This is a genomic window from Streptomyces sp. 2323.1, assembly GCF_900221035.1.
GTDB classification, from domain to species: domain Bacteria; phylum Actinomycetota; class Actinomycetes; order Streptomycetales; family Streptomycetaceae; genus Streptomyces; species Streptomyces sioyaensis.
This window is the reverse complement of record NZ_LT907981.1, coordinates 5,623,384-5,649,683: the sequence shown is the minus strand read 5'-3', so window position 1 is coordinate 5,649,683 and position 26,300 is coordinate 5,623,384. Positions and strand designations below refer to the sequence as shown.

The following is a 26,300-nucleotide window of genomic DNA, read 5'->3' as shown; positions in this document are numbered from 1 at the left end:
TCACCGTCGGGCGAGATGGTGGGTGCGCGCTGGGCGCGGCTGTCGAGTGTCGGGGGTGCACGTGAGGGCAGAGGGCGGCGCTCCGGACCACGTCGAGATTCTGGAGCGTTGGACCCGGGGCTTACAGCTGCTCCATGTGGCTCACAACATCGCCTCGGAGCGCTTCAACTACTGGAACCGCGTCACCGGGATCACCACAGCCATGCTGTCCGCGGTCGTCGGTACCACGCTCTTCGCCTCACTCTCGGCCTCCGGCCTCACCGCAGTGCGCGTGGTGGCCGGCGCCGCCAGCCTGCTGACGGCCGCGCTCAGTACCGGGCAACTGGTCTGGAACTATCCCGAACTCGCCGCGCGCCACCGAGCAGCCGCGGTGCGCTACGCGACTCTCCGTCGCCAGGTGGAACTGCGGCTGGCGAACCGGGGCCAAGTGAGCGCGACAGACGTCGACGTCACGTCGTCCGAGTGGGAAGAGATCGAGCAGGCGGCCCCACAGCTGCCGATCGGAGTCCGTAGCCGTGCCAGGAGAGCGATCGCCGGCGTCCCGCTGCGCGCCTGAACACGGCACCAGGGGCCCGGCCCCGGCCTGCGGCGGCCGGGACAAGGCCAGGCCCGGCGCCCCCTACCGCTTGCGCGCCAGCGTCAAGCCGTCCGCCACGGTGAGCAGCACCGATTCCATCCGCTGGTCCGCCGCGACGTGGTCGTTGAACGCCCGGATCGCCAGGGCCGAACCGGTGGCCGCGGGGTCGATGACATCGCCTTGGTAAAGGACGTTGTCCGCGACGATCAGACCGCCCGGGCGCAGGCGGGGCACCAGTTCCTCCCAGTAGGAGATGTAGCCGCCCTTGTCCGCGTCGAGGTAGGCGAGATCGATCCGCGGCTCGGCCGGCAGCGCGCGCAGGGTCTCCAGCGCGGGCGCGATCCGCAGCTGGATGCGGTCCGCGACGCCGGCCCGCTCCCAGGCCTCCTGGGCGTACGCCGTCCACTCCTCCGACACGTCACAGGCGAGCAGGGTGCCGTCCTTGGGCAGTGCCTGGGCCATGGACAGGGCCGAAAAGCCGGTGAAGGTGCCCACTTCGACGATCTGCCGGGCCCCGATCAGCCGCACCAGGAACGCCAGCAGCGGCCCCTGTTCCTGCGCCGACTGCATCACCGCCGCCTCGGGGAACACGCGATGGGTGAGCTCGACGATGTCCCGCTGTGCGTCGTTCAGCGGCGGGTTGTGGGCGAGGACGTAGTCGTACATCTCCGCGGTGATCTGCGTGCTCTTGGACTCAGCCACTGGTCTCCTCTTGATCAAGGATTGCGGTCCCGGCCGGCCACCGGACGGTGCAGCCGACCGCCCCGGCGAGACTAGCCGAGGCCGCGCTCCCCCACCGCCCGGTCCGGGAAAGCGGCACCGCGGAGGAAGGCGCGGACGATCTCCTCGCCCGCGGCGACGCCCCGTGCGGCCAGCGCCGTGACGTGGGGGGCGGACCAGCCGGCCACCGCCAGTTCGCCGTGTCCGGGCCGCCATCCGCGGTCGGCGGCCAGCAGCAGATCGGCGTCGAGCAGGGAGTCACCGGCCGCGAGGATCTCGGTGGCGCCCGTGCGGCGGGCCACCTCCGCCACGGCGGCACTCTTGGTCAGCGGCTGCGGTACGGCGTAGATCTTGCGGCCCTGGAGGGACACCGTCCAGCCGCGCTCCGCCGCCCAGCCGGTGAGGTCCTTCACCCAGGTGTCCGGCAGCAGCGGCCGCTCCACGACGAGATAGGCGAAGAGGTCCTCGGCGACCCGCTCCTTGCGCAGCCAGGCCGGGTCGGCGGTGCGGACGAGATGGGCGCGGATCTCGGCCAGCGGCGCGCAGTGCGCGGCGATCCGCTCGTCGACGGTGCGCCGCCAGTCCGGGTCCGGCTCGCCCCGTACGAGCAGCTGCCCGCCGTTGGCGCAGATGGCGAACTCCGGTGCCGGTCCGGGGAGATGGATGCGGCCGTACTGGGCGCGGGTGCGGGTGGTGGTGGGCACGAAGGTGGTGCGGGCGGCGAGTTCGGCGAGCAGAGCGGCGGCCGTCTCGGTCAGGTAGGACAGCGGCTTGCGCTCGTACGTCTCGACGCACAGCAGCCGGGGGGCTTCGGCGTCGGGCACGGCGAGGTCCAGCGCGGCGGCCGAATAGATCAGGGTGCGGTCGAGGTCGCTGGCGACGAGGGTGCTCATCAGGAGGCCACCGCCTTGCCGTCGGCCCCGGTGGCCCCGCGGGTGAAGCGCGGGTGGATCAACCCCACGCAGGTGTAGGGCAGCTGGTCGACCTCTTCGACGGGGACGCCGCGCTGTTCCGCCAGGAGGCGCACGTGCGCGAGGTCGGCCCCGGCGCCCCGCCGGGCCAGGATCTTCCAGGGGACCCGGCGCAGCAGGACGCGGGTGGTCTCCCCGACACCGGGTTTGACCAGATTGACGTCGTGGATGCCGTACTCCTCGCTGATGCGCTGGACGGCCGCCCAGCCCTCCCAGGTGGGTGTCCGGTCCGCGGCGGCCAGCTCCTTCACCTCGGCGGCGACCTCCTCGGCGACCTCGTCGAAGCGCGCGGCGACCGCGTCCAGGAACGTCCCGGACACATCGGCCGCGGCCAGTTCGCGGTAGAACTTCGCGCCGTGGAAGTCGTCCGGGCCCACCAGGTCCGCGCGCAGGACGGTGCGCGATATGAGGCCGGAGACGGTGGAGTTGAGGCAGGCGGACGGGATGAGGAAGTCGTCGCGGGTGCCGTAGGTCTCGACGCAGCCGCCGGGGTCGGCGAGCACGACCATCCGCGGGTCGAAGCCCGGGAAGTCCGCGAGCGCCTGGGCAAGTTCGCGGGTGATGGCGCCCTTGCCGGTCCAGCCGTCCACGAAGACGACGTCCGCCGGATCGTGCCGGGCGGCCAGCCAGCGCAGCGCCGTGGTGTCGATGCCCCGGCCGCGGACGATCGAGACCGCGTAGTGCGGCAGCTCCAGCCCGTGGACGTGCCGGGCCCAGCGGCGCATCAGCACCCCGACGGGGGTGCCGGCCCGGGCCAGCGAGACCAGCACGGGGCGTGGGCCGCGTTCGGCGAGCACGGTCTCGGTGACGGTCCCGACGGCCCGCGCGATCCGGCTCGCCGAGGAGTCGAGCGCGCTGTGGAACAGCGCCTGGTACTCCTGGCTCGGCTGGAATTCGACGGGCAGCGACTCCGCGTAGTGGGCGCCGCCGCGCTGGATCGCCTCCTCGCGTTCCTCGGTCGGCGCTTCCAGGGAGACACCGGAGAGGTCCTGGAGCAGCCAGCCGACCTCGTCGGCCGCATAGGAGGAGAAGGCGGGGCCGCGCAGCGGCTCGGGGAGGGGCATGGGTCCGGCCTCTGGTGGCGGCGTGTACGAGGGGAGAACGGCGAGCAGCAGCCGGTCGGTGTGCGCGGCGAGGCGGTGCAGCAGACCGCCGGCGGCGTGCAGCTCGGGGCGGTCGCCGGGCGCGTCCACGACGGCCACGATCGCATCGAAGCGGCGTTCCGGGGCGGAGCCGGGCGCGACGTTGTAGGCGTAGCGCTCCCCCGGCCCGTCGGCCGGGCGGTCGTGGGCGGGGAAGGACAGCCGGGTGCGGATCGCGTATCCGGGGTCGTCCACGGCGAGCACCGGCGAGCGGGTGGTGGTGGAGAAGAAGACGCCCGCGCCGGTGCCGTCGGCGGATGCCGCGGCGTCGCCGTGCTCCGCGGTGACCAGCGCGTCCAGTGACCCGGCGAGCCGCAGCGGCGCGTACATCAATTCCTCGTTGCCCAGGACGAGGATGCGGCGCGCGCCGTCCAGTTGCTGCGCGAGCCGGTCCGCCATGGCGGGAAGGTGGGCCTCCAGCCGCTCGCGGTGCGCGGGGGTGAAGCCGTGCCGCCCGCCGTCCGGCAGACCGGCGGGCCAGCCGAGGTCGATCCGTACGGCGTGCGCACCATCGGCGCCGGGTGCGGCCGAAGCGTCCGCCGGCCGGGGCCCGTCCTGGTCCTGGGACGCTCCGTTCGGGCCGGGCGTCGGCGTCCCTGCCGCGCGGGCCTCGTGCCGGGCGACGAGGTCCTGGCCGCGGGCGAGCACATCGTCGGGGAGGCGGACGCCGCCCGCGGCCAGCGCCACGAGATCGACCCGGGTGCCCAACTCGGCCGCGAACTTCTCCAGACGGCTGCGGTCCTCGTCGGAGCGCATGTCCACCAGGGCGACGACGACGTACCGCTCGCGCGGGAAGTGCGCATGCAGCGCCCGGATGGTGTTCAGCACGGTCCGGCCGGTGGAGAACTCGTCGTCGACGAGCACCAGCGGCCCGTCCCCGGCCAGGAGTTCGCGGTCCTGCGGGAGCAGCAGATGCGAGGTGGCGTGGCTGTGCTCCTCCTCGAACCCGCCCACCTGCGCCACGCCCGGCACCGGCCGGCGGGTGGAGTGCAGATACGGCGCCAGCGCCAGGCCGTCGGCCACCGAATGTCCCAGGCCGGTGGCGGTCTCGGCGTAGCCCAGGACGACGGAGCGGGCGGCGGCCTCCTCACCGAGCAGCTGCCGCACCCGGCGTCCCAGCCCGAGGCCGGCGCCATGGACCACGTCCGGCCGCTGCGGCACATGCTTGCCGAGCACGTTCGACACGAGCAGATGGGCCCGCTTGGGGTTGCGCCGCAGCGCCAGCCCGAGCAGTTCCGGCAGCTCGTCCCCGCCGCTCAGCGAGACCCCGAGCCGACCGGCGACCCATTCTCCCGTCCAGACCACGCGCTGTGTCTCCTTCGTCGTACCGTCATGTCGTGCACCGCCGGTCATGTCGCCGGCACGCTCGCCGTCAGCAGCTCCACGAACCCGATGCCCTCCCCGGCGACGCCGAACGCCTCGGCGCGCAGCAGGGTCCGCTCGGCCCAGGCCCGGTGCGGTTTCACCTCGTTCATCTTGTTCGTGTACGCGGAGCGCAGGACTCCGCCGGCGCCCCGTTCGGGCCGCAGGATGTCGACCGCGTCGCTGAACTCCTCATGGCTGACGACCGAGAGGGCGTGCACCGGTGCGACGTGCGAGGGGTGGATGCAGGTCTTGCCCTGCAGACCGTTGGCACGGTCGAGTTCGATCTCCCTCAGCAGACCGTCCATGTCGTGCTCGATCAGGGCCGTCCGCAGCTCCTCGGCCCGCCCGAGGAACGGGCTGCGCCGCAGCTGCGGCTTGAACATCCGCTCCTGCAGCCGGAAGTACTCCCACACCGGGCCGGTGACCGTGAAGCCGGTACCGTCCGCCCGTCCCAGCACATTGACCACGTCGGATATCACGGACGCGACGATCCGGACGTCGTACGCCGTCATGTCGGGAGCCCGGCGCAGTCCGTAGGCCGAGCAGAAGTCGGTGACGCCGAGGCGCAGGGCGAGCACCCGGTCGCGGTATTTGTCGACGGACCTGGCGATGCCGTGCAGGGTCTCGGCGCGGCTCTCCAGATGCAGCAGCTGCGGGGATTCCAGCACCGGCATCGCGAACAGCCGCCGGTCGCTTGCGGACTCGGCCGCGGTCAGCGCCTCCAGGAACGGGATGCCGCTTTCCTCGGTGAATTTCGGAAGTACAAAACCAGACAGCCTGTGCACGGCGGGCCCCATCCGCCGCACCAGGTCCGGTATCTGGCCGGGGGCACGCACCCGGATGAACAGCAGCGGAAGGGAGGTTCCCGCGGCGGCCGCCTCATCGAGCAGGGCGAGCTGGCGCACCAGATTCTCCTCGCCGGCCTCGACGTCCCCGTCCCCTATGGAGTCCTCCAGGCACAGCACCATGGACAGCACGCCGCGCCCGGCCTGCTTGAGGACGTCGGCGGCGAGCTGCGGGCGGGTGGCGGGGCTGTAGAGCGTGGCGCCCAGGGCGACCGCGAGCGTGCGGGCCGGGGAATCGGCGGTGAACTCCACCGGCTCCTGGTGGAACAGTGCCTTCCGAACGTCGGGCGCAAGGTGCCCAAAATGCTGCATATAACTCCCCGTATACCTGCGGGATCCGGGCCCCCCGCGGCGGCTCGCTGTCTGGATCCAGCCGGTAATCGTACGTGTGTGGGGGTGTGATTGGTTCCCGCGTGCGTGAAAATCACGTAACCCACGCGAGGCGCCCGGGTGTCCGCCGCCCGGGCCCGTTCGCACCTCACGGGGCCCCCGCGTTGTCCCTGCGACCTGAGGGAAGGCAGGATTACGGCATGACGCACGCGATGCTGAAAGGGTCGAACGTACCCCTCGATGCCACGGCTGTCCGGGCCGTCCTGCGCTGGACGCCCGGCGCCGGTGCGCCCGATGTCGACGCCTCGGCCCTGCTGGTGGGGCCCGGGGGACGCGTGCGCTCCGACGAGGACTTCGTGTTCTACAACCAGCCCCGCCACCCCAGCGGCCTGGTGCGGCATCTGCCCAAGACACAGGTCGACGAGGCACTGACCGACACCATCGAGGCGGATCTGGCGGCGCTGGACCCCTCGGTGGACCGGGTCGTCCTGGCCGCGTCCTCGGACGGCGGGCCGTTCGCGGGCGTGACGGATCTGCGGGTCCTGCTCTACGACGCGGCGGCGAGCGACGGCGAGCCGATCGCGGTCTTCGACGTGGTGCCCGAGACGGGCGACGAGACGGCCCTGATCTGCGGGGAGTTGTACCGCCGCGCCGACACCTGGAAGTTCCGCGCACTGGGGCAGGGGTACGCCAGCGGTCTGGTCGGCCTGGCGACCGAGTTCGGCATCTCGGTGGACGAGAACGAACCGGCCACGGCGGCCACCGATGCGCCGGAGTCGACGGCAGCGGAAGCGGAGAAGCCCGGCACGGAGCCCGCGGCTGCCGACGGCCCGTCCCCCCGCAGCGAGCCCGACCCGTCCGCGCCCGGCCCGTCGGCGCGTGCTGTCGCCTCCCCCGCGACCCCGCCGCCCAGCACCTGGCCCGAGGAGGCCTCCGGCCCGCCGTCCGCGGCGGATCCGCAGACCGCTGCGGCGTCGGACCCTGATGCGGTCACCCAGCATGTGCCGGAGGGGATGCCGGAGCCGTTCTCGTCCGCACCGCTGCCGCCGGCCGGCGCGCCGCCGGCCGCTCCCGCGCCCACGGGCGGCGGCTACGGCTACCCGCAGAACGTGCCGCCCCCGCCGACGCAGCCCCCGGCCCAGCCCGCATACGGCTACCCGGGACCGCCGCCCCAGTACCAGCCCCAGCCGGCGCCCGCCTACGGCTACCCGGGGCCGCCGTCGGCCGGAACCTACGGCTATCAGGCGCCGCAGCAGGCCTTCGTGCCGGACCCGTCCTTCGTGCTGCCGCCCCAGGGACCGCAGTTCCAGCGGCGTTAGGGACGGTCCGACGGCCCGGGGCGGGACCGCTGCCCCGGGGGTAGGCCCGCCGGACGGGGCACCACCCCGGCGGCTCACACCTTCGACTTGTAGCCCCGCCCCCACTGCAGACCCCAGCCGTAGAGCCGGTCGAGCTCCGCCTGGAAGCCGTAGACGTACTTCACCTCGCGGCGCACCACCAGCTCGCCCTTGACGTTCTCCAGCATGAAGACGGCGCAGGAGCGGGCCTGTGGCGCCCGCTCGTCCAGCTTGACCTCCACCCGCGGGCCGCTGCTCGGGTAGAGCGTCACGACCGCATGCGTACGGTCGAACGCCGGCGTGCCGTCGTAGATGTAGACGAAGATCAGCAACCGCTTGATCTCATCGCGGTGGTCCAGGTTGATGTAGAGCGTCTCGCCGGACCCCGAACCGAAGCGGTCGTCGCCGCTGAGCTTCACGAAGGGCGGACCGTTGAGGTCGCCGAGGAAGTCGCCCAGCGGCTGCACCACGCCCTTGGTGCCGTCCGTGAGCTCGTACAGACCGGCCAGGTCCAGGTCGACATTGACCACGGCCGGGCCCTGCGCCTGCACGATCTCGGGCTTGAACAGCTTGCCCGGATGCCGCAGCAGTCCGCCCGTGGTGCGCCCGGTCCGTTCATGAAGGTCGGACGTCCGCATCTGCCAGTGCAGATTGACCCGCAGATGCCCGCTGGCCGCCCCCTGCTTGGTCAGTGAGACGACCGGATTCCGCTTCGTCAGCTCGACCACGTACGACGCGCCGCCGCTGTCGAAGTCGAATTTCGCAGCGCCACCGCGCCACAGATTCCCCAGGAACGACACGTTGCCCACCCCATTCTCGGCCCCAATACGCACGGGGCGGCCCGAGGTCTGCACCCCAGGGCCGCCCCGCAGAGAGCGTTCCTCAATCAGCGCCGTGTCACACTCCGGAGGCGACTTCCGTCGTCTCTCCCGAGCTCTCCCCCGACTTTCCCTCGCGCCGGTTCCGGGCCACGGACGAGCCGAAGGAGAGGGCGATCAGCACGATGCCCACCAGGCCGGTGATGACCTCGTGAATCTCGTACTCGATCGTGAGGAGCAGGATGACGGCCAGCGCGCCGATCGCGTAGTGCGCGCCGTGCTCCAGGTAGACGTAGTCGTCCAGGGTCCCCTTGCGGACCAGGAAGACGGTCAGCGAGCGGATGTACATCGCGCCGATGCCCAGGCCCAGCGCCATCATGAAGATGTCGTTGGTGATGGCGAAGGCACCGATGACGCCGTCGAAGGAGAAGGACGCGTCGATGACCTCGAGGTAGAGGAACATGAAGAACGCGGCCTTGCCGGCCAGGCCCACGGCCGCACCGGTGCCCTTCTTCGCGGGCGCCGCCGCGGGCTCGTCGCCCTCTTCTTCCTCCTCCTCCAGCTTGTCCTCGAAGTAGCCGGAGATGCCGCCGACGACGAGATACGTCAGGAGGCCCGCGACACCGGCCAGCAGCACCGTGGCGCTCTTGTCACCGGCGCCGTGTGCCGCAGCGGTGGCCACCGTCATCGAGGTCACCAGCAGGACGACCAGCGCGATCATGACGGACAGCATGTCGAGCTTGCCCATCTTGGCCATGGGCTTTTCGATCCAGGACAGCCACTTGTAATCGCGCTCCTCGAAGATGAAGTCGAGGAAGATCATCAACAGGAAGATCCCGCCGAAGGCCGCGATGGCCGGGTGGGCACTGGTGACCAGTTCCTGGTAACGCGCCTTGTCATTGATGGCCAGGCTGACCGCCTCGATCGGCCCCAGCTTCGCGGTGATCGCGACAACGACGACCGGGAACACCAGCCGCATGCCGAACACCGCAACGAGAATGCCGACGGTGAGGAAGATCTTCTGCCAGAATGCGTTCATCTTGCGCAGAATGCCCGCGTTGATGACGGCATTGTCGAACGAGAGCGAGATCTCCAGGACGGACAGGATCCCGACAATCGCCAGCCCCTGCCACCCCCAGAGCACGCCGGCCAAGGCGAGGCCGAGCACCGTAATGGCGAACGACCAGCCAAAGGTTTTCAGGAGCACTGCTACCCAATCCTTCGCTGTGTGGGTCCCCCGCGCGCAGCGCGCGGCGCTTTACGAAACGTTGACCCCGAAGTCTAGAGCGATGCCCCGCAGACCCGACGCGTACCCCTGTCCGACGGCTCGGAACTTCCATTCGCCGTTGTAGCGATACACCTCGCCGAAGATCATCGCGGTTTCCCCGGAGGCGTCCTCACTGAGGTCGTACCGGGCGAGTTCGCTGCCGTCGGTCTGGTTGATGATGCGAATGAAAGCGTTGCTGACCTGGCCGAAGCTCTGGCCGCGCACCTCGGCCTCATGAATCGAGACCGGAAAGACGATCTTGTCGACCAGCTCGGGCACCTGCGAGAGATCGATCAGAATCGACTCGTCGTCGCCCTCCCCCTCACCGGTGAGGTTGTCCCCGGTGTGTTCGACGGAGCCCTCAGGGCTCGTGAGGTTGTTGTAGAAGACGAAGTACTCGTCCCCCAGCACCCGTCCCGACTGGCACAGCAGTGCGCTGGCGTCGAGATCGAAGGGCGCTCCGGTCGTGGACCGCGCGTCCCAGCCGAGGCCGACCATGATCTGTGTGAGATCCGGAGCGGCCTTGGACAGAGAGACATTGCCCCCCTTGGCAAGCGTGACGCTCATCGTGCGCTTCCTCCCCGATGTCGGTGCGGGCCGTGCCCGGGCACGGCCCCGTCCCTTCCCTTCAAGCGCGTCCGGCGCCGCACTCCCCCGGTTCGGGGCGTACGGCGCCGGACGCGGTCATTCCTGGACCGGGCAGCCGCTGCGCGCGCTGCCCGGCCGGTCGTCGACGATCAGATCGCAGCCGCTGCCGATCAGACGTTGACGCCGAAGTCCTGCGCGATGCCGCGCAGACCCGAGGCATACCCCTGCCCGATGGCCCGGAACTTCCACTCCGCGCCGTTGCGGTACAGCTCGCCGAAGACCATGGCGGTCTCGGTCGAGGCGTCCTCGCTCAGGTCGTAGCGCGCCAGCTCGTTGTTGTCGGCCTGGTTGACCACCCGGATGAAGGCGTTGCGGACCTGGCCGAAGCTCTGCTGCCGGGTCTCGGCGTCGTAGATCGACACCGGGAAGACGATCTTGTCGACATCGGCCGGCACGGCGGCCAGATTCACCTTGATCTGCTCGTCGTCGCCCTCACCCTCACCGGTGATGTTGTCGCCGGTGTGCTCGACCGAACCGTCCGGGCTCTTCAGGTTGTTGAAGAACACGAAGTTCTGGTCGTTGGCCACCTTGCCCTGGTCGTTCGTCAGCAGGGCGCTGGCGTCCAGGTCGAAGTCCGTACCGGTGGTGGTACGCGCATCCCAGCCCAGACCGACGACGACGGCGGTCAGATTGGGGGCTTCCTTCGTCAGCGAGACGTTGCCGCCCTTGCTGAGGCTGACTCCCACGAGTCCTCCCAAAGATTCGAGGGGTACGTAAAGATTTGCGCCCCCATCGTGCATGGCATCGGATCAACGAATTGATCCTAGTGACCGGTTCCCACCGATTGCAGATATCGCACCTGGATCGGTGCATGTCGGCCCGGTGGGCGCACCGGCGGCGTGGGAGAGCGCGGCTCAGAGGCTGCCGAGCGCCTTGAGGTAGTCGTTGAGGTCGCGGGCGTCGGGCAGGCCGTTGACGACCGTCCAGCGCACCACGCCCTCCTTGTCGATGATGAACGTGCCGCGCACCGCGCAGCCCTTCTCCTCGTCGAAGACGCCGTACGCCCGCGATGCCTCGCCGTGCGGCCAGAAGTCCGACAGCAGCGGGTACTCCAGCCCCTCCTGCTCCGCGAAGACGCGCAGCGAGAACGGGGAGTCGTTGGAGACGGCCAGCAGCTGGACGTCGTCGTTGACGAACTTCGGCAGCTCGTCACGGAGCGCGCACAGCTCACCGGTGCACACACCGGTGAAGGCGAAGGGGTAGAAGAGGAGGACGACGGACTTCTCGCCGCGGAAGTCGGAGAGCCTGACCAGCTCACCGTGCTGGTTCTTCAGCTCGATGTCCGGAGCCTTCGTGCCGACCTCGATCGCCATGGGGTGCTTCCCTTCCGCTCACTGCCAACAGAACGCGACCAACCCTACGCGCCGGGGTGCGCGAGGGGGGAACGCGTCCTGAACAGGGCCGAGCCCCCTCCGGAACATGCGCGAAGGGGGCTCGGGGACGAACGTCGGGGCGGTGCGGCTCAGCGCTTGCCGGACTTGGGTGTGACCAGTCGGCTGCCGGCCCAGTCCTTGCCCGCGTTGATGCTCTTGGTCTGGGACAGACCCGCGGTCTGCGCGGCCTCATTGATGTCGCTCGGCTCGACGTACCCGTCGCGGCCGGTCTTCGGGGTCAGCAGCCAGATCTGCCCGCCCTCGTCGATCAGCCCGATGGCGTCCACCAGCGCGTCCGTGAGGTCGCCGTCCTCGTCGCGGAACCACAGCAGTACGACGTCGCAGACGTCGTCGTAGTCCTCGTCGACGAGATCCTGGCCGATCACGGTCTCAATGCCTTCGCGGAGATCCTGATCGACGTCGTCGTCGTAGCCGATCTCCTGGACCACCTGTCCGGGCTCGAACCCCAGCCTGGCGGCAGGGTTGGTCCGCTCCTCCGCGTGGTCCGCGGTCGCGCTCACGGATTGCCTCCTGTCATGTTTCGGAAATGCTCGGGGACCCCGCGCGTGCGCGGAGCATTGGGCGTAGTCCACACGGGCCGGGCGGATCGCGCAAGTACCCGGCGATCCAGACCGCCGAAACGGTGACGTTTGGCGGCGTCTCGCCGCAACCACGACCCTGGCGGGACAAGCAGAAGTGATTCACACCACAGCATTCTGCCGGGTTTGTCGGGTACTCGCGCGAGACTGGTCCCTTCGGGGGGCACCGGCCCGTTCCGGATCTCATTTCGGGGCCCGGACGTCCGTACGCGAACCACTTTCGACATGAGCGTATGGTTGCGATTTGGCCGACCCGAGAAATCGGCCTTTTCAGCGCCATCTCTCTACGGATGGGTTACCCATCGGTAGAGGTGACGTATCCCTGTGGCTCGGTACACGATGGAGACGGCGCGACACCAAGGCAGAGACAGCATTCGTCCGTGCACAGCATCCATAACCTGCAGAGCACGACACGAACCGAACACGAAGGAACAGCGTGGCTTCCGGATCCGATCGAAACCCGATCATCATTGGCGGCCTTCCCAGCCAGGTCCCGGACTTCGATCCCGAAGAGACCCAGGAATGGCTCGACTCGCTCGACGCAGCCGTCGACGAGCGCGGCCGGGAACGTGCCCGCTACCTCATGCTCCGCCTGATCGAGCGCGCCCGCGAGAAGCGTGTGGCCGTGCCCGAGATGCGCAGCACGGACTACGTGAACACCATCGCGACCAAGGACGAGCCGTTCTTCCCCGGCAACGAGGAGATCGAGCGCAAGGTCCTGAACGCGACCCGGTGGAACGCCGCCGTCATGGTCTCGCGTGCGCAGCGGCCGGGTATCGGCGTCGGCGGCCACATCGCCACCTTCGCCTCCTCCGCCTCCCTCTACGACGTGGGCTTCAACCACTTCTTCCGGGGCAAGGACGAGGGCGACGGCGGCGACCAGATCTTCTTCCAGGGCCATGCCTCGCCCGGTGTCTACGCCCGCGCGTACCTCCTGGACCGGCTGTCCGAGGGCCAGCTCGACGCCTTCCGGCAGGAGAAGTCCAAGGCCCCCAACGGTCTGTCCAGCTACCCGCACCCGCGGCTGATGCCGGACTTCTGGGAGTTCCCGACCGTCTCGATGGGCCTCGGCCCGCTCGGCGCGATCTACCAGGCGCGGATGAACCGCTACATGGAGGCGCGCGGTATCGCCGACACCTCCAAGTCGCACGTATGGGCCTACCTCGGCGACGGCGAGATGGACGAGCCCGAGTCGCTCGGCCAGCTGTCCATCGCCGCCCGTGAGGGCCTGGACAACCTGACCTTCGTCGTCAACTGCAACCTCCAGCGCCTCGACGGCCCGGTCCGCGGCAACGGCAAGATCATGCAGGAGCTGGAGTCGCAGTTCCGCGGCGCCGGCTGGAACGTCATCAAGCTGGTGTGGGACCGCAGCTGGGACCCGCTGCTCGCGCAGGACCGCGACGGCATCCTGGTCAACAAGCTCAACAGCACGCCCGACGGTCAGTTCCAGACGTACGCCACCGAGACCGGTGCCTACATCCGTGAGCACTTCTTCGGCGACGACCAGCGGCTGCGCGCCATGGTCGAGAACATGACCGACGACCAGATCCTGCACCTGGGCCGCGGCGGTCACGACCACAAGAAGATCTACGCGGCGTATGCGGCGGCCAAGGCCCACAAGGGCCAGCCGACGGTGATCCTCGCGCAGACCGTCAAGGGCTGGACGCTCGGCCCGAACTTCGAGGGCCGCAATGCGACCCACCAGATGAAGAAGCTGACGGTCGCGGACCTCAAGGGCTTCCGTGACCGGCTGCACCTGCCGATCCCGGACAAGGACCTGGAGGACGGCCTGCCGCCGTACTACCACCCGGGCCGGAACTCCGAAGAGATCCAGTACATGCACGACCGCCGCAAGGGTCTGGGCGGATATGTGCCCACCCGGATCGTGCGCGCCAAGCCGCTGGCGCTGCCGGACGACAAGGCCTACGCGCCTGCCAAGAAGGGCTCGGGCCAGCAGAAGATCGCCACGACGATGGCGTTCGTGCGGGTCCTGAAGGACCTGATGCGGGACAAGGAGATCGGCAAGCGCTTCGTGCCGATCGCGCCCGACGAGTACCGCACCTTCGGTATGGACGCGTTCTTCCCGTCGGCCAAGATCTACAACCCGCTGGGCCAGCAGTACGAGTCGGTCGACCGCGAACTTCTCCTTGCGTACAAGGAGTCGCCGACCGGCCAGATGCTGCACGACGGCATCACCGAGGCGGGCTGCACGGCCTCGCTGATCGCGGCGGGCTCCGCCTATGCCACGCACGGCGAGCCGCTGATCCCGGTCTACGTCTTCTACTCGATGTTCGGGTTCCAGCGCACCGGTGACCAGTTCTGGCAGATGGCCGACCAGCTCGCGCGCGGCTTCGTGCTCGGCGCCACCGCCGGCCGTACGACGCTGACCGGCGAGGGTCTGCAGCACGCCGACGGCCACTCCCAGCTGCTGGCCTCGACGAACCCGGCCTGTGTCGCCTACGACCCGGCCTACGGCTACGAGATCGCGCACATCGTCAAGGACGGTCTGCGGAGGATGTACGGCGAGAACTCCGAGGACATCTTCTACTACCTGACCGTCTACAACGAGCCGATCCAGCACCCGGCGGAGCCGGCCGACGTCGATGTCGAGGGCATCCTCAAGGGCCTGCACCGCATCAAGCCCGGCGAGAAGGGCGAGCACGCCGCCCAGATCCTCGCCTCGGGTGTCGCGGTGCCGTGGGCGATCGAGGCCCAGCAGATCCTCGCGGACGAGTGGAACGTCAAGGCCGATGTCTGGTCGGCGACGTCCTGGAACGAGCTGCGCCGCGACGCGGTGGAGACCGAGGAGCACAACCTTCTGCACCCGGAGGAGGAGCAGCGCGTCCCGTACGTGACGCAGAAGCTCCAGGGCGCCGAGGGCCCCGCGCTCGCGGTCTCGGACTGGATGCGTGCGGTTCCCGACCAGATCGCGCGCTGGGTTCCCGGCACGTACCAGTCGCTGGGCGCCGACGGCTTCGGCTTCGCGGACACCCGTGGCGCGGCCCGTCGCTTCTTCCACATCGACGCGCAGTCCATCGTCCTTGGCGTGCTCACCGAGCTCGCCAAGGAGGGCAAGGTCGACCGGTCGCTGCTGAAGCAGGCGATCGACCGCTACCAGCTCCTGGACGTCTCGGCCGCCGACGCGGGTGAGGCCGGCGGCGACGCCTGACCTCTCCGCGGCCGACCGCCGCAGCTTCCGTACCGCGCCCCTCGACCCGCGTCCTTCGCCGGTCGGGGGGCGCGGTGCTGTGCGGTGGAAGAGGTGGCAGGCGAGGGGGCGCAGGCGGCCCGCGGGCGGCCGGTTCAGCGCTCCCATACCTTGAACGCCCTTACCTGGTAGGGGGATCGGGGCACCCAGGTGCCGCCGCCCGGATAGGTGTCGAACTCGGCGGTCTCGGCGCACTCCGCGCTCTGGTAGGTGGTGACCGGCCGGCCGGTGCGGTTGGCGAGCGCCGCGGCGGTGCCGCCCTTGGGCAGCGGGATGCAGCTCTCGATGTCGGTGTCGGACAGCTCGTGGGTCCGCCGCTCGCCGCCGAAGCCGGCCGTCGGCCAGAAGCAGAGCTGGCCGGTGGCGCAGTCCCCCGAGGTGGCGCCCCGGACGCCGGTGGCCGCCTGCGCGGCCGGGGTGCCGGTGGCCGCTTGCGCTGCCGGGGTGCCGGTGGCGGGCGGTACGGCGAGCGCGGCGGCCAGTGCGGTGAGGCCGGTCAGGAGCGCGGTGGTGTGGGGCGTACGCAGACGCAGTTGCATGGGAATCTCCCCCGTGGAGTACGGCGATGGCGTCCCGCGGCGGGCCGGCTGCCCGCGGCGGGTTCTTCGGCTTCGAGCTTCGCGAGGGTGCGGCGCGGCTGCCAAGGCCGTGGCGGCGGTCCCACCCGGATCAGGTATGTGGACGAGCGGAACGGTCCGGAGCGGGGCGGTGGTGCACGGTGTTGACGCGGGACGGGCGGCGGCAGCGGAAGGCAGAAACCGTTCTTCCCAGGGCATGCGGAGGGGCCGTGCGAGCGAGCGGCCCCGGAGGGCCGTAGGCGGGGCGAGGGTTCCCGTGACGGCTCATCCGGATGAGGGATTCGCCGCTCCGGGCGGGGCCAACTGCCGCGGGGCGTAAGGAGGGTGGGGCGGGCGGCGGCCGCGGGCAGCGGGTTGACGCGGCCTGCTGACGCCCGGCTCAGGCTGCCGCGCCCGGGACAGGACACGACGGCGCGCGACCGGCCGAGGATTCCTCGGGCCGGCCGCGCGCCGGTGGGGTGTGGTGCTGGGTCGCGATGGCGAGAGCAAGGGCGATGGGGCGCCAGGACCGTACGGCTGCGCCGCAGGGCCGGGCCGTACAGCTCCCGACCGCCGACCCAGCCCCGCCCCTCAGATGTGACCGACGCCCGCCCCCGCCTCGGCGTTCGCGCCGCGCTTGGTGAAGACGGCGACGACGGCCGCGACGACCGCCACGCCGCAGGCGACCGTGAAGGCCAGGCCCATGCCGGACACAAAGGTCTCGTGGGCGACGGAGGTGATCTTCTCGGCCAGCTGGGGCGGGGTGCCCTTGGGGACCGGCGCAATGCCGGCCGACACCGCGTCGGACAGCTGGGACGCCTTGGCGGGCGGGACCGACGGAAGGCCCGCCTCCGCCCACTTGCCGGGGAGCTTCTCATCGACGCGGGAGGCCATCACCGCGCCGAGCACGGCCGTGCCGAGGCTGCCGCCGACCTGCATCGCGGCCTGCTGGAGACCGCCGGCGACACCGGAGAGCTCCAGCGGGGCGTTGCCGACGATGACCTCGGTGGCGCCGACCATGACGGGCGCGAGGCCCAGGCCGAGCAGCGCGAACCAGAGGGACATCGGGCCGGTGCCGCTGCCGGTGTCCAGGCCGGACATGCCGTACGTGGCGACGGCGGTGAGGACCATGCCGCCGACCAGCGGGATCCGCGGGCCGAACTTGGTGATCAGGGCGCCCGCGAGCGGCGAGCCGACGATCATCATGCCGGTGAGCGGCAGCAGGTGCAGTCCGCTGTCCACGGGGGTCATGCCGTGCACGTTCTGCAGGTAGAACGTCACGAAGAACAGGCCACCCATGAAGGCGAAGGCCATCAGCACCATCAGGATCGTGCCGGCGGTCAACGGCACCGAGCGGAACATCCGCAGCGGGATGAGCGGTTCGCGGACCTTGGACTCCAGGACGGCGAACAGGGCGAAGAGGACCACGGCGCCGATCAGGAAGCCCCAGGTCTTGGCGTCGCCCCAGCCCCATTCGGATGCCTTGATCAGCGGCCAGATCAGGCAGAACATCGCTCCGGAGAGCAGCACGATGCCCGGGACGTCGAACGAGCGGGGGGCGTTCTCCGCGCGGTGGTCCTTGAGGATCACCAGGCCGAGCACCAGGGCCAGCACGCCGACCGGGACGTTGATGAAGAACACGGACTGCCAGCTGACGTGCTCGACCAGCAGTCCGCCGACTATCGGGCCGCCGGCGGTGGAGGCGCCGATGACCATGCCCCAGATGCCGATCGCCATATTGAGCTTCTCGGCCGGGAACGTGGCGCGCAGCAGGCCCAGCGCGGCGGGCATCAGCAGTGCGCCGAACAGGCCTTGCAGGACACGGAAGATGATGACCAGCGCGACCTCGTGGGAGAACCCGATGGCGCCGGAGGCGGCGGCGAAGCCGAGGATGCCGATGAGGAAGGTCTGGCGGTGGCCGAAGCGGTCACCGAGCTTGCCCGCCGTGATCAGCGCGACGGCCAGGGCGAGCATGTAGCCGTTGGTGATCCACTGCACGTCGGCGAGCGAGGCGCCGAGGTCCTGCTTGATGGCCGGGTTGGCGATGGCGACGATCGTGCCGTCCAGGGCGACCATCATGACGCCGATGGCGACGGAGAAGAGGGTCAGCCACGGATGGCCTCGCAGCCCCTTGGGGGGCTCCGGTACGGGAAGTTCCGGCGCGGCGTGGGCAACCGGGGTCTGAGAGCTCATACGGCGAGGCTAATGACAGCCACTGACAGTTGACAAAGCAATTCATGAGTCGGTGACTGTCACGTCGCTCACAGGTAATCTGAGCAGCGAGAACACCAGGGAAAGGCGGCGCAGGATGGCCACCCCGACGCCGCACTCGGCACCCGCAGGCGGCCTGCGGGAACGCAAGAAACAGCGCACCCACGACGCCCTGATCCGGGCGGCGCTCGAACTGTTCACGGAGCAGGGGTACGAGGCGACGACCGTCGACGAGATCGCGGAGGCGGTGGACGTCTCCCAGCGGACGTTCTTCCGCTACTTCGCGAACAAGGAGGACGTCACCTTCGCGGTCCAGGAGATGGTCGAGGCCCGCTTCCTCGACGAGCTGAGCGCCCGGCCCGCGACGGAGGCCCCGCTGACCGCCCTGCGCAGCGCCGTGACGGTGGCCTGGGACGACGTCGGCAGCGCCATCGCGTCGGTGATCCCGGTGGAGCTGTACATGCGCACGTACCGGATGATCGAGTCGACGCCCGCGCTGGTCGCCGTCCATCTGCGGCGCTCCGTCGAGCTGGAGGCGCAGCTCGCGCGGCTGATCGCCCGGCGCGAGCGGCTCGACGTGGACGCCGACCCGCGGCCGCGGGTGCTGGTGGCCGCGTTCAGCGGGGTGATGCGGGCCGCGGGCCAGGTCTGGAGCGAGGGCGAGGACCACACCGTGTCGTCGATCCGCGAACTGACCATGTCCTACCTGGACCACATCGGGCCGGCGATCGAGGACGACTGGCAGACGCGGTCGCGGTGAACGCACCGCCGGCGGCGGGGGTGGCCGGAGCGGCATTCCCCACTTCCTCGTAGCGACCCTCCGGACTTCCTCGTAGCGACCCTCCGGCGCGGCATCCTCCACTTCCCCGTCACGGCCGTCCGGCACGGCAGCCCCCACTCCCCGTAACCGCCTTCCGGCGCTGCGCGTTCGACCCCCGTGGCCCCCTGAGACCACCTCTGCACGCCTGAGCGCCGGAAACAGACCACTCGTGTCCGGTTTGGTCGAAATACCCACTGTGAAACGTGAGATCACTCACGGCCACCACAGGCATGCTTCCGCTTCTCCTAGGGTGGCTCGCGGTGACTTCCTTCCCGGGCCTTGGCCCCTCCTCCGGTTTTCTGCAGTCCACCGCCTGGCGCGCCTCGCTCGCCCTGGTGGTGGTGTTCGTGATGCTTGCGATGACCGGCTGGACCGCCATCAGAGGTACCAAGGACGACGCCAACCCGCTGGCCACCGCCAAGGTCGCCTGGAAGCACGCCACCTTCCTCGGACGCCCGCTGCCCGACCCCAACGCGCAGCCGTCCGCGGTCCGGGCCTTCTTCGCGCCCCTCAGCCGCGCCGAGAAGCAGCAGCTCGCCACCCGCTATCCGCTGGTCGTCGGCAATCTGGGCGGCGCCCCCGCGCAGCTGCGCTACGACGCCAACCGGAAGGCCATCGACGACGCCCGCCGCGTCGAGAAGCGCCGGATGAGCGACCCCCGGCTCACCCCCGTCGGCCGCCAGACGGCGGGCCAGCTGATGCACCGCCTCGAATCGCTGATGAGCCCCGGCCGGCAGATCCTCGCCTTCGACCCGGCCGACGGCGGACGGGCCGCCGAGGTCTTCGGGAATCTCACGAAGGCGGACCGGGTCTCCGTCGTGGTGCCCGGTGTGGACACCAATCTGTCGACTTTCGAGCGCACCGCACGGGCCACCACGGCCCCCGTCGGCATGGGCCGCGCCCTCTACGGCGCCGAGCGGGAGGCCCGCCCGAGCGCCCGTACGGCCGTGATCGCCTGGGCCGACTTCACCTCGCCGTCGGGCGTCGGCGTCGAGGCCGCCACCGGGCAGCTGGCCGCGGCCGGCGCCGTGCGGCTGCGCGCCCTGGTGAACGCGCTGCCGTCGTCCGACTCGGTCTCGCTGTTCTGCCACAGCTACGGCTCCGTGGTGTGCGGCGTCGCGGCCCGCACCCTGCCGTCGAACGTCAAGGACATCGCGGTGGCCGGCAGCCCGGGCATGCGGGCCGGGAGCCTCAAGGGGTTGGGCACCCACGCCCGGGTCTGGGCGATGCGGGACTCCGACGACTGGATCCAGGACGTGCCGAATCTGGAGGTCGGCGGGCTCGGCCACGGTGCGGACCCGGTCGATCCGTCCTTCGGTGCGCGGATCCTGTCGGCCGACGGCGCCGTGGGGCACGCCGGCTACTTCGAGCCCGGCACCCGCAGCCTGCAGAACTTCGCGCGGGTCGGCGTCGGCGACACCGGCACCGTCGACTGCGCCTCCGCCGACCCGCAGTGCGGTGCCACGGTCTGAGGGCCGCACCGCCGTACGACCAGCGGCCGCAGGTACGGCCCGGCGCCCGGGGACGGGCCGTACCTGCGGGAACCGCGCCCGGTACGGGTGACGTCCATGTGGCAGGGAAGGAGCGGGTGGCCGGAGTGACGCGCGTAGCTTCGGCGGGCCCCCTTGAGGTGTCAGGAAGGGGGACGGGCGGGCAACCGCCCGCATACGATGAGCCACATGGGTGATGTGCTGGCCGGTTTTCACGCCGTCTGGGAGTTCGACACCGACTCCGTACTCATCCGCTTCGAACGGGGGATCCGCAGGCCGAAGCTGTTCCAGGCGCTCGGCGAGCGACGCATTCCGTACGAGGCGCTGAGCGCTGTCGAGGTGACCGAGGGCAGACGCGGCACGGTGGTGCTGCACGCCGTGCCGCGGCACGGCGCCGATCCGTTGATGGAGGCGGCGAACGGGCAGCTCAAGGACGACTCCGATCCGTATCGGCTGGTGCTGCCGGCCGAGCGCGAGACCTTGGCCGAGTATTACGCCGACGAGCTGCGCACGGCGCTCGGCCCCGATGCGAAAGAGCCCGCCGACCGCCATCTGGTGGCCGCGCCGGAGCCCCCGCTGCACTTCAAGGCGTATGACGGCAAGGCCTCCTTCGACGGCCGGTCGGTCGCCTTCCGCTGGTTCTGGACCGGCGCGTCCTCGGCGAAGTGGAAATGCGGCGACCAGACCTTCCCCGTAGGCGAGTTGGCCGGGATCGAGTGGCGGTCGCCGGAGATCCTCAACGGCTATCTGCGGCTGCTGGCACGCGGTGCCCGCGACGGCGGGGCCGACGAGGCGGACCAGGATCCGGCCGCCGTGGTGTTCGGGCTGGGATACGGCCCCGTGCATGAGTCGCTGCCGTTCGCGGCCGCGGTGCTGCAGGCCGTCCGCGCCGCCGAGCCGGCGCAGGAGACGCCGGACGGCGAACCGGTGCGCCGCCGGACCGGGGACGCGCGCCGGGACCCGGCGGACATCGCGGACCGCATCCGGCACCTCGGCGAACTGCACGTCGCCGGTCTGCTGACCGACGACGAGTTCAGCATGAAGAAGGCCGAGCTGCTGGCGGAGCTGTAGGGCGGGTCCGCAACGTCCCGCCTTGCCCGCGACGCGCGGACGGCAGCCTTCCGGCGCTCGGCTCCTCCCTGGGTTCCGCCCAACCCCGGCCCCAGGGAGGACGCCGCGGCCGTCGCGGTCCGCTTACATTGAGGGCGTCATGACCGGACACCCTCCCCCTTCCACACCCGAGCCCGCCCACGACGCCGCGCACGAGCCGGCCCGGCACCGGGCGCTGCGCGCCGTACGGCAGGCGCTGCGCCTGCTCGCCGTCGAGCTGGGCACCCCGACCGAGCCCGGCACCCCGCTGTTCGCCGCGGTCCAGAATCGCTGGCTGCGCCGGCTGCCGTACCTCCTTGCCTTCGGGTTCGCGGTGTCGCTGCTGCCCACGACCGTCACCGTGCTCGCCAACGACTACGGCATGGCCGGCGCACTGGCCGGTGCGCTGGCCACCGCACAGAGCGTCTCCCTGCTGCTCGCGGTCGCCCGGCCGCTGCAGGCCTGGTGGGTGATCTTCGCGGCGGACGTGGTCTGTGCCCTGGCGCTCACCATGGTCGACGGCGTCGCGGGTCGCGCCTGGCCCTGGCCGCCCCCGGTGATCGTCGGCTATCTCGCACTGATGCTGGCGCTGTCGCTGCGCGAGCGCCGCCGCACCCTGATCGCCGTCTGGCTGACGACCGGTGCGGCGGGAATCCTCTTCGAGCTTGCCGCCCCCGCGCACGTCCAGAACACCTGGGTGCTGCTGTTCGTCCTCTCCGGTGTGATGCTGATGATGGGCGCCACCCTGCGCGAACGGGGCGACGCCCAGCGGAAGTTGATCGAGCAGGAGACCATCAGCGAGGCCGAGCGGGCCCGTCGGACCCTGCTGGAGGAACGCACCCGGATCGCCCGTGAGCTGCACGATGTCGTCGCCCACCACATGTCGGTGATCACGGTCCAGGCCGACAGCGCGCCGTACCGCATCAGCGGGATCCCGAAGGCGGCCGAGGACGAGTTCGGGGCGATCGCGGCGACCGCCCGCGAGTCGCTGGCCGAGATGCGCCGGCTGCTCGGGGTGCTGCGCAGCGAGGAGACGGAGCGGCAGGGCGGCCCGGAGAAGGCCCCGCAGCCCGGGATCGGCATGCTGCCGAAGCTGGTCGAGGGGACCGTACGGGCCGGTGTGCCGGTCGAGTTGGCGCTGCCCGAGGAGAGTGCGGTGCTCGAACCGGCGGTGGATCTGTCGGCGTACCGCATCGTCCAGGAGGCGCTGGCCAACGTCGTACGGCACGCGCCGGGCGCCCCGACCCGGGTGTCGCTGCGGACGACGGCGGACGGTGCCCGGCTGACCGTCCTGGTCGTCAACTCCGCGCCGCCCGCGCCCGCCACGCCGTCCGCACCCCTGGAGACCGGCGGCACCGGCCACGGCCTGGTGGGGATGCGGGAGCGGGTGCGGCTGGTGGACGGGTCGCTCGACACCGGCCCGCTGCCCGACGGCGGCTTCCGGGTCGCCGCCCAGCTTCCGCTCGCGCCGCCGGCCGCCCCGGCGTCGTCCCTCCCCACGAAGCCCACAAACCCCACGAAGGATGCCGGTTCCCTGTGACCACGCGCGTGATCATCGTCGACGACCAGGCCATGGTGCGGGCGGGCTTCGCCGCGCTGCTCGCCGCGCAGAGCGATATCGAGGTGGTGGGTGATGCGCCGGACGGGGTACAGGGCGTGGCGCTGAGCCGCCGGGCGCACCCCGACGTCGTGCTGATGGACGTCCGGATGCCGGAGATGGACGGGCTGGAGGCGGCCCGTCAGCTGCTCGATCCGCCGGTCGGGGTCACGCACCGGCCGAAGGTACTGATGCTGACCACCTTCGATGTCGACGATTACGTCTACGAGGCGCTGCGTGCGGGGGCGTCCGGGTTCCTGCTCAAGGATGCGCCGCCGGCCGATCTGATTTCCGCGGTCCGGGTGGTGGCGGCCGGTGAGGCGCTGCTGGCACCGTCCGTGACCCGGCGGCTGATCGCCGATTTCGCCCGGCAGCGGCCGGCGCCCCGCACGGACCGCGCCGCGCTGCGGCTGAACGGTCTGACCCCACGCGAGACGGAGGTCCTGGAGCTGATCGCCCGCGGGCTGTCGAACCAGGAGATCGCCGAGGCGCTGATCCTCGCGGAGCAGACCGTGAAGACCCATATCGGCCGGGTGCTCGCCAAGTTGGCGCTGCGGGACCGCGCGCAGGCCGTGATCTTCGCGTACGAGTCGGGGCTGGTCGCGCCCGGCGAGCGGTAGCGGCCGCCGCGGGGGCGCGCTCCTCCTCCTTTCGGACGAGGGGCGGCCCGGACCCCCTACCCCGGTATCACCCGGGAGTTGGCTCCGCGGTGTGACGCCGCGTCACCCACCCCCTTCCTACGTTTCCCTCCGCCACCAACGGGAGGGAGACCCACATGTCCAGGCTGCGCAGCGCCGCCCGACGCAGCAGGCGCGCGCTCATCGGTGCCGCGCTCGCGGTGGCCGTGGCCGCCGGCACCGGCGGCTGGGCGGCCGGCACCGCACAGACCGCGGTCACCGGTCCGGCGCCCGGCGCGGCCGCCTGGCGGGCCGACCACTCGCTCGGCGTCCGGCTGCCGGACCCGGCGACCGCGGCCCCCGCCGAGGTCGCCCGCTTCTTCGCCACGCTGGCCGACCGCCAGCGGCAGACGCTGGTGGCCCGGCATCCGCTCACCGTCGGCAATCTCGACGGTGCGCCCCTCGCGCTGCGGTACGAGGCCAACTCCCGTGCCCTGAGGGCGGAACGGGACCGCCGACTGGCCCGCGCCGGCGACCCGGCCGGCACCCTCCAGGACCACCGGCAGGACCGGGCCGTGGCCCGCCGCTACACCGCGCTGCTCGCCCCCGGCCGCCAGATCCTCGCCTTCGACCCGCGCGGCCGGGGCCAAGTCGCCGAAGTACACGGTGACTTGGCCACCGCCGAGCACACCGCCGTGATCGTGCCGGGCTCGGACATCGACCTGATGTCCTTCGACCGGGCGAAGGACCCGTACGGCACGCCGAGCGGCATGGCCAGGTCGCTGCGCGCCCAGCTGGCCGCCGATGCGCCCGGGAGCCGTACCGCGGTCATCGCCTGGGCGGGCTACACCACACCGGTCGGGCTCGGTCCGGACGCCGCGACCGGGCGGCTCGCCGAGGCCGCCGCGCCGCGGCTGGCCCGTCTGCTGTCCGGGCTGACCGCGGTCGGCGCCCGGCCCCCGGCGGTGCTGTGCCACAGCTACGGCTCGGTGGTCTGCGGGCTGGCCGTGCCGCGGCTGGGCGGTGGCGGCCTCGCCGATCTGATCGTCCTCGGCTCCCCCGGTATGCGCCGGGACAGCGTGGCGGAGCTGCGCACGTCGGCCCGGGTCTGGGCGGGGCGGGACGCCTCCGACTGGATCGGTGACCTCCCGCACGTACAACTGCTGGGCCTGGGCCATGGCACCGACCCCACCGATCCCGCCTTCGGGGCCCGCCGGATCCCCGCCCAGCGGGCCGTAGGACACACCGGCTATCTCGCCCCCGATACGGACTCCCTCCACAACGTCGCGGCCATCGTGCTGGGCCGCTACGGGGCGGTGCACTGACGCTCGCCGCCAACGGGCGCCGACCGTAACGCCGTTCACCGCACCACACCCGCACCTGCCCCAAGGACTGAACCACCCGACGATTCCGCGACGGAAGAACCCAAGGACGCCTCATGGACACCGCCACTCCCGCCCCTCTCAGATCCGCCGCCCGGCGGACGGCCCGCAGGATCGAGGACCGCACGCCCGCGGACCGCGACCGGGCGATCGACGGGCTGCGCGCGCTGGCGCTGCTCGCCGTGCCCACCGGCCACTGGCTGCTGGGCGGCTTCACCCTGGACGCCGGCGGCGCGCTGCACAACGCCAGTCCGCTGACCGCCTTCGGGCTGCTCGCGCCCGCCAGTTGGGTGCTGCAGATGCTCGGCATCTTCTTCCTGGTCGGCGGCCATGCGTCGGTGCTCTCCTACGGGCGCGCCCTGGGGCGGGGCACCTCCACCGGCACTTGGCTGCGCGGCCGGCTCGTCCGGCTGGGCCGCCCGGTCGTCGGAGTGACCGCCGTATGGGCGACGCTGCTCCTGCTCCTGTACGGGCTGGGGGTGCCGGAGGCGACGCTGCGGACCGGGGCGACGCTGGTGATCCAGCCGCTGTGGTTCGTCGCGGTGTACGCGGGGACCACCGCGCTGACGCCGTACTGCGTGCGCGCGGCGCGGCGGCTGGGCGCCTGGGCGGCGGCACCGCTGGCGGTGGCCGTGGCCGGGGTGGACTTCCTGCGCTACGGGCCGTTCGCCGACGCCATGCCGTCGTGGCTGAGCCTGCTCAACCTCCTGCCCGGCTGGCTGTTCGCCTACCAGCTCGGGGTCTGCTGGGGCGAGCGGCGGCTCGGCCGGCGCACCGCCGGGGCGCTGCTGCTCGGCGGTGCCGCGCTGTTCGCCGCGCTGCTGCTGTTCTTCCACTACCCGGCGAGCATGGTCGGCGTCCCCGGCCAGGACCGTACGAACTCCCACCCGCCGTCGCTGCTGGTCCTGGCGCTGGCCGCGGCCCAGTCCGGCGCCGCGGTCCTGCTGCGGGACCGGCTCGCCCGGCTCCTGCGCCGGCCCGCCCTGTGGGCGCCGGTCGTGGTCGTCAACCTCTCCGCGATGACGATCCTGTGCTGGCACCAGACGGCGATGCTGACGGCGGCGGTGCCCGCGTCGTTCCTGGGCCCGGTGCCCGGGCTGACCGTGGCGCCCGACACCGTCGGCTGGCTGCTCGCCCGGCTCGCCTGGCTGCCGGTCTTCGCCGCCGTACTGCTCCTGATCGCCCGCACCACCCGCCGCTTCGAGGCCCCCTGGACCGGGGTCACCCGGGCCCGCCGCACCGCGGCGGCGCTTCTGGCCGCCGGGTTCGCGGCCTTCGCACTGGGGCTCGCATAGGTCCGCGCCCGGGGGGCCGTAGAGCTGTTCCGGCCCCCCGGG

The 26,300-nt window shown here is 71.3% G+C and carries 22 protein-coding genes; 10 read left to right on the top strand and 12 right to left on the bottom strand.

What is annotated here, in order from left to right:
* Positions 1 to 22 precede the first annotated feature (22 nt).
* Complete coding sequence (locus CPH93_RS24290) at positions 23 to 556, top strand: SLATT domain-containing protein (RefSeq protein WP_331716957.1); 534 nt, start codon at positions 23 to 25, stop codon at positions 554 to 556.
* A 63-nt stretch (positions 557 to 619) separates the two neighbouring features.
* Here the strand turns inward: CPH93_RS24290 and CPH93_RS24285 are convergent, their stop codons facing one another.
* From CPH93_RS24285 to CPH93_RS24270, 4 genes are all read right to left on the bottom strand, one after another.
* On the bottom strand, positions 620 to 1,243 hold the full coding sequence (locus tag CPH93_RS24285) for an O-methyltransferase (protein ID WP_173910010.1): 624 nt from the start codon (positions 1,241 to 1,243) through the stop codon (positions 620 to 622).
* A 107-nt stretch (positions 1,244 to 1,350) separates the two neighbouring features.
* Positions 1,351 to 2,190, bottom strand: coding sequence for an HAD family hydrolase (locus CPH93_RS24280; RefSeq protein WP_096214061.1), 840 nt, complete (start codon positions 2,188 to 2,190; stop codon positions 1,351 to 1,353).
* Positions 2,190 to 4,763: a phosphoribosyltransferase gene (locus CPH93_RS24275; protein ID WP_096214060.1), complete on the bottom strand. Its 2,574-nt coding sequence runs from the start codon at positions 4,761 to 4,763 to the stop codon at positions 2,190 to 2,192. Before CPH93_RS24275 ends, CPH93_RS24280 begins: the two co-directional genes overlap by 1 nt.
* Positions 4,760 to 5,932, bottom strand: coding sequence for an HpcH/HpaI aldolase/citrate lyase family protein (locus CPH93_RS24270; RefSeq protein ID WP_096214059.1), 1,173 nt, complete (start codon positions 5,930 to 5,932; stop codon positions 4,760 to 4,762). Before CPH93_RS24270 ends, CPH93_RS24275 begins: the two co-directional genes overlap by 4 nt.
* A 218-nt stretch (positions 5,933 to 6,150) precedes the next feature.
* On the opposite strand from CPH93_RS24270, the gene CPH93_RS24265 reads away from it, so the two are divergent.
* Positions 6,151 to 7,269 carry a TerD family protein gene (locus CPH93_RS24265; RefSeq protein WP_096214058.1) on the top strand — a complete coding sequence of 373 codons (1,119 nt, stop codon included), beginning with the start codon at positions 6,151 to 6,153 and terminating at the stop codon, positions 7,267 to 7,269.
* A gap of 74 nt (positions 7,270 to 7,343) precedes the next feature.
* On the opposite strand, the gene CPH93_RS24260 is transcribed toward CPH93_RS24265, so the two are convergent.
* From CPH93_RS24260 to CPH93_RS24235, 6 genes are all read right to left on the bottom strand, one after another.
* Positions 7,344 to 8,087 (bottom strand): TerD family protein, encoded by a 744-nt coding sequence (locus CPH93_RS24260; RefSeq protein ID WP_040900801.1) that lies wholly within the window; start codon positions 8,085 to 8,087, stop codon positions 7,344 to 7,346.
* Between the two features lie 97 nt (positions 8,088 to 8,184).
* On the bottom strand, positions 8,185 to 9,312 hold the full coding sequence (locus CPH93_RS24255; protein ID WP_093482983.1) for a DUF475 domain-containing protein: 1,128 nt from the start codon (positions 9,310 to 9,312) through the stop codon (positions 8,185 to 8,187).
* Positions 9,313 to 9,363: 51 nt separating this feature from the next.
* Positions 9,364 to 9,939 (bottom strand): TerD family protein, encoded by a 576-nt coding sequence (locus CPH93_RS24250; RefSeq protein ID WP_093482984.1) that lies wholly within the window; start codon positions 9,937 to 9,939, stop codon positions 9,364 to 9,366.
* A 191-nt stretch (positions 9,940 to 10,130) separates the two neighbouring features.
* On the bottom strand, positions 10,131 to 10,706 hold the full coding sequence (locus CPH93_RS24245; RefSeq protein ID WP_006605845.1) for a TerD family protein: 576 nt from the start codon (positions 10,704 to 10,706) through the stop codon (positions 10,131 to 10,133).
* 168 nt (positions 10,707 to 10,874) lie between these two features.
* On the bottom strand, positions 10,875 to 11,333 hold the full coding sequence (locus tag CPH93_RS24240; protein WP_006605844.1) for a peroxiredoxin: 459 nt from the start codon (positions 11,331 to 11,333) through the stop codon (positions 10,875 to 10,877).
* A 149-nt stretch (positions 11,334 to 11,482) separates the two neighbouring features.
* Positions 11,483 to 11,914: a DUF3052 domain-containing protein gene (locus tag CPH93_RS24235; RefSeq protein ID WP_093482985.1), complete on the bottom strand. Its 432-nt coding sequence runs from the start codon at positions 11,912 to 11,914 to the stop codon at positions 11,483 to 11,485.
* 514 nt (positions 11,915 to 12,428) lie between these two features.
* Here CPH93_RS24235 and aceE point away from each other — a divergent pair.
* Positions 12,429 to 15,161, top strand: a complete 2,733-nt coding sequence (aceE, locus tag CPH93_RS24230) for a pyruvate dehydrogenase (acetyl-transferring), homodimeric type (protein ID WP_093482986.1) — start codon at positions 12,429 to 12,431, stop codon at positions 15,159 to 15,161.
* Between the two features lie 134 nt (positions 15,162 to 15,295).
* Here the strand turns inward: aceE and CPH93_RS24225 are convergent, their stop codons facing one another.
* Both CPH93_RS24225 and CPH93_RS24220 read right to left on the bottom strand, forming a co-directional pair.
* Positions 15,296 to 15,739 (bottom strand): peptidase inhibitor family I36 protein, encoded by a 444-nt coding sequence (locus CPH93_RS24225; protein WP_096214057.1) that lies wholly within the window; start codon positions 15,737 to 15,739, stop codon positions 15,296 to 15,298.
* A gap of 609 nt (positions 15,740 to 16,348) precedes the next feature.
* The gene (locus tag CPH93_RS24220) at positions 16,349 to 17,950 is read right to left on the bottom strand and encodes an MFS transporter (RefSeq protein WP_096214056.1); all 1,602 of its coding nucleotides are present in this window, start codon (positions 17,948 to 17,950) and stop codon (positions 16,349 to 16,351) included.
* A gap of 115 nt (positions 17,951 to 18,065) precedes the next feature.
* Between CPH93_RS24220 and CPH93_RS24215 the strand changes: the two genes are divergently transcribed.
* From CPH93_RS24215 to CPH93_RS24185, 7 genes are all read left to right on the top strand, one after another.
* Positions 18,066 to 18,728, top strand: a complete 663-nt coding sequence (locus CPH93_RS24215; RefSeq protein ID WP_096214055.1) for a TetR family transcriptional regulator — start codon at positions 18,066 to 18,068, stop codon at positions 18,726 to 18,728.
* Positions 18,729 to 19,048: 320 nt separating this feature from the next.
* Positions 19,049 to 20,260, top strand: coding sequence for an alpha/beta hydrolase (locus CPH93_RS24210; RefSeq protein ID WP_093482990.1), 1,212 nt, complete (start codon positions 19,049 to 19,051; stop codon positions 20,258 to 20,260).
* Between the two features lie 207 nt (positions 20,261 to 20,467).
* Complete coding sequence (locus tag CPH93_RS24205; protein ID WP_093482991.1) at positions 20,468 to 21,349, top strand: DUF4429 domain-containing protein; 882 nt, start codon at positions 20,468 to 20,470, stop codon at positions 21,347 to 21,349.
* Between the two features lie 139 nt (positions 21,350 to 21,488).
* Complete coding sequence (locus CPH93_RS24200; RefSeq protein ID WP_096214054.1) at positions 21,489 to 22,907, top strand: sensor histidine kinase; 1,419 nt, start codon at positions 21,489 to 21,491, stop codon at positions 22,905 to 22,907.
* Positions 22,904 to 23,584 (top strand): response regulator, encoded by a 681-nt coding sequence (locus CPH93_RS24195; RefSeq protein ID WP_096214053.1) that lies wholly within the window; start codon positions 22,904 to 22,906, stop codon positions 23,582 to 23,584. The genes CPH93_RS24200 and CPH93_RS24195 overlap by 4 nt, the downstream gene beginning before the upstream one ends.
* A gap of 155 nt (positions 23,585 to 23,739) precedes the next feature.
* On the top strand, positions 23,740 to 24,906 hold the full coding sequence (locus CPH93_RS24190; RefSeq protein ID WP_096214052.1) for an alpha/beta hydrolase: 1,167 nt from the start codon (positions 23,740 to 23,742) through the stop codon (positions 24,904 to 24,906).
* Positions 24,907 to 25,019: 113 nt separating this feature from the next.
* On the top strand, positions 25,020 to 26,258 hold the full coding sequence (locus tag CPH93_RS24185; RefSeq protein WP_096214051.1) for an acyltransferase family protein: 1,239 nt from the start codon (positions 25,020 to 25,022) through the stop codon (positions 26,256 to 26,258).
* Positions 26,259 to 26,300: the final 42 nt, after the last annotated feature.

Excerpts from the sequence above, each read along its gene's own strand:
- CPH93_RS24285 (WP_173910010.1), bottom strand. The coding sequence starts at position 1,243 with ATGTACGACTACGTCCTCGCCCACAACCCGCCGCTGAACGACGCACAG.
- CPH93_RS24280 (WP_096214061.1), bottom strand. The coding sequence starts at position 2,190 with ATGAGCACCCTCGTCGCCAGCGACCTCGACCGCACCCTGATCTATTCG.
- CPH93_RS24275 (WP_096214060.1), bottom strand. The coding sequence starts at position 4,763 with ATGACCGGCGGTGCACGACATGACGGTACGACGAAGGAGACACAGCGC.
- CPH93_RS24270 (WP_096214059.1), bottom strand. The coding sequence starts at position 5,932 with ATGCAGCATTTTGGGCACCTTGCGCCCGACGTTCGGAAGGCACTGTTC.
- CPH93_RS24265 (WP_096214058.1), top strand. The coding sequence starts at position 6,151 with ATGACGCACGCGATGCTGAAAGGGTCGAACGTACCCCTCGATGCCACG.
- CPH93_RS24250 (WP_093482984.1), bottom strand. The coding sequence starts at position 9,939 with ATGAGCGTCACGCTTGCCAAGGGGGGCAATGTCTCTCTGTCCAAGGCC.
- CPH93_RS24240 (WP_006605844.1), bottom strand. The coding sequence starts at position 11,333 with ATGGCGATCGAGGTCGGCACGAAGGCTCCGGACATCGAGCTGAAGAAC.
- CPH93_RS24225 (WP_096214057.1), bottom strand. The coding sequence starts at position 15,739 with ATGCAACTGCGTCTGCGTACGCCCCACACCACCGCGCTCCTGACCGGC.
- CPH93_RS24220 (WP_096214056.1), bottom strand. The coding sequence starts at position 17,950 with ATGAGCTCTCAGACCCCGGTTGCCCACGCCGCGCCGGAACTTCCCGTA.
- CPH93_RS24215 (WP_096214055.1), top strand. The coding sequence starts at position 18,066 with ATGGCCACCCCGACGCCGCACTCGGCACCCGCAGGCGGCCTGCGGGAA.
- CPH93_RS24205 (WP_093482991.1), top strand. The coding sequence starts at position 20,468 with ATGGGTGATGTGCTGGCCGGTTTTCACGCCGTCTGGGAGTTCGACACC.
- CPH93_RS24200 (WP_096214054.1), top strand. The coding sequence starts at position 21,489 with ATGACCGGACACCCTCCCCCTTCCACACCCGAGCCCGCCCACGACGCC.
- CPH93_RS24190 (WP_096214052.1), top strand. The coding sequence starts at position 23,740 with ATGTCCAGGCTGCGCAGCGCCGCCCGACGCAGCAGGCGCGCGCTCATC.
- CPH93_RS24185 (WP_096214051.1), top strand. The coding sequence starts at position 25,020 with ATGGACACCGCCACTCCCGCCCCTCTCAGATCCGCCGCCCGGCGGACG.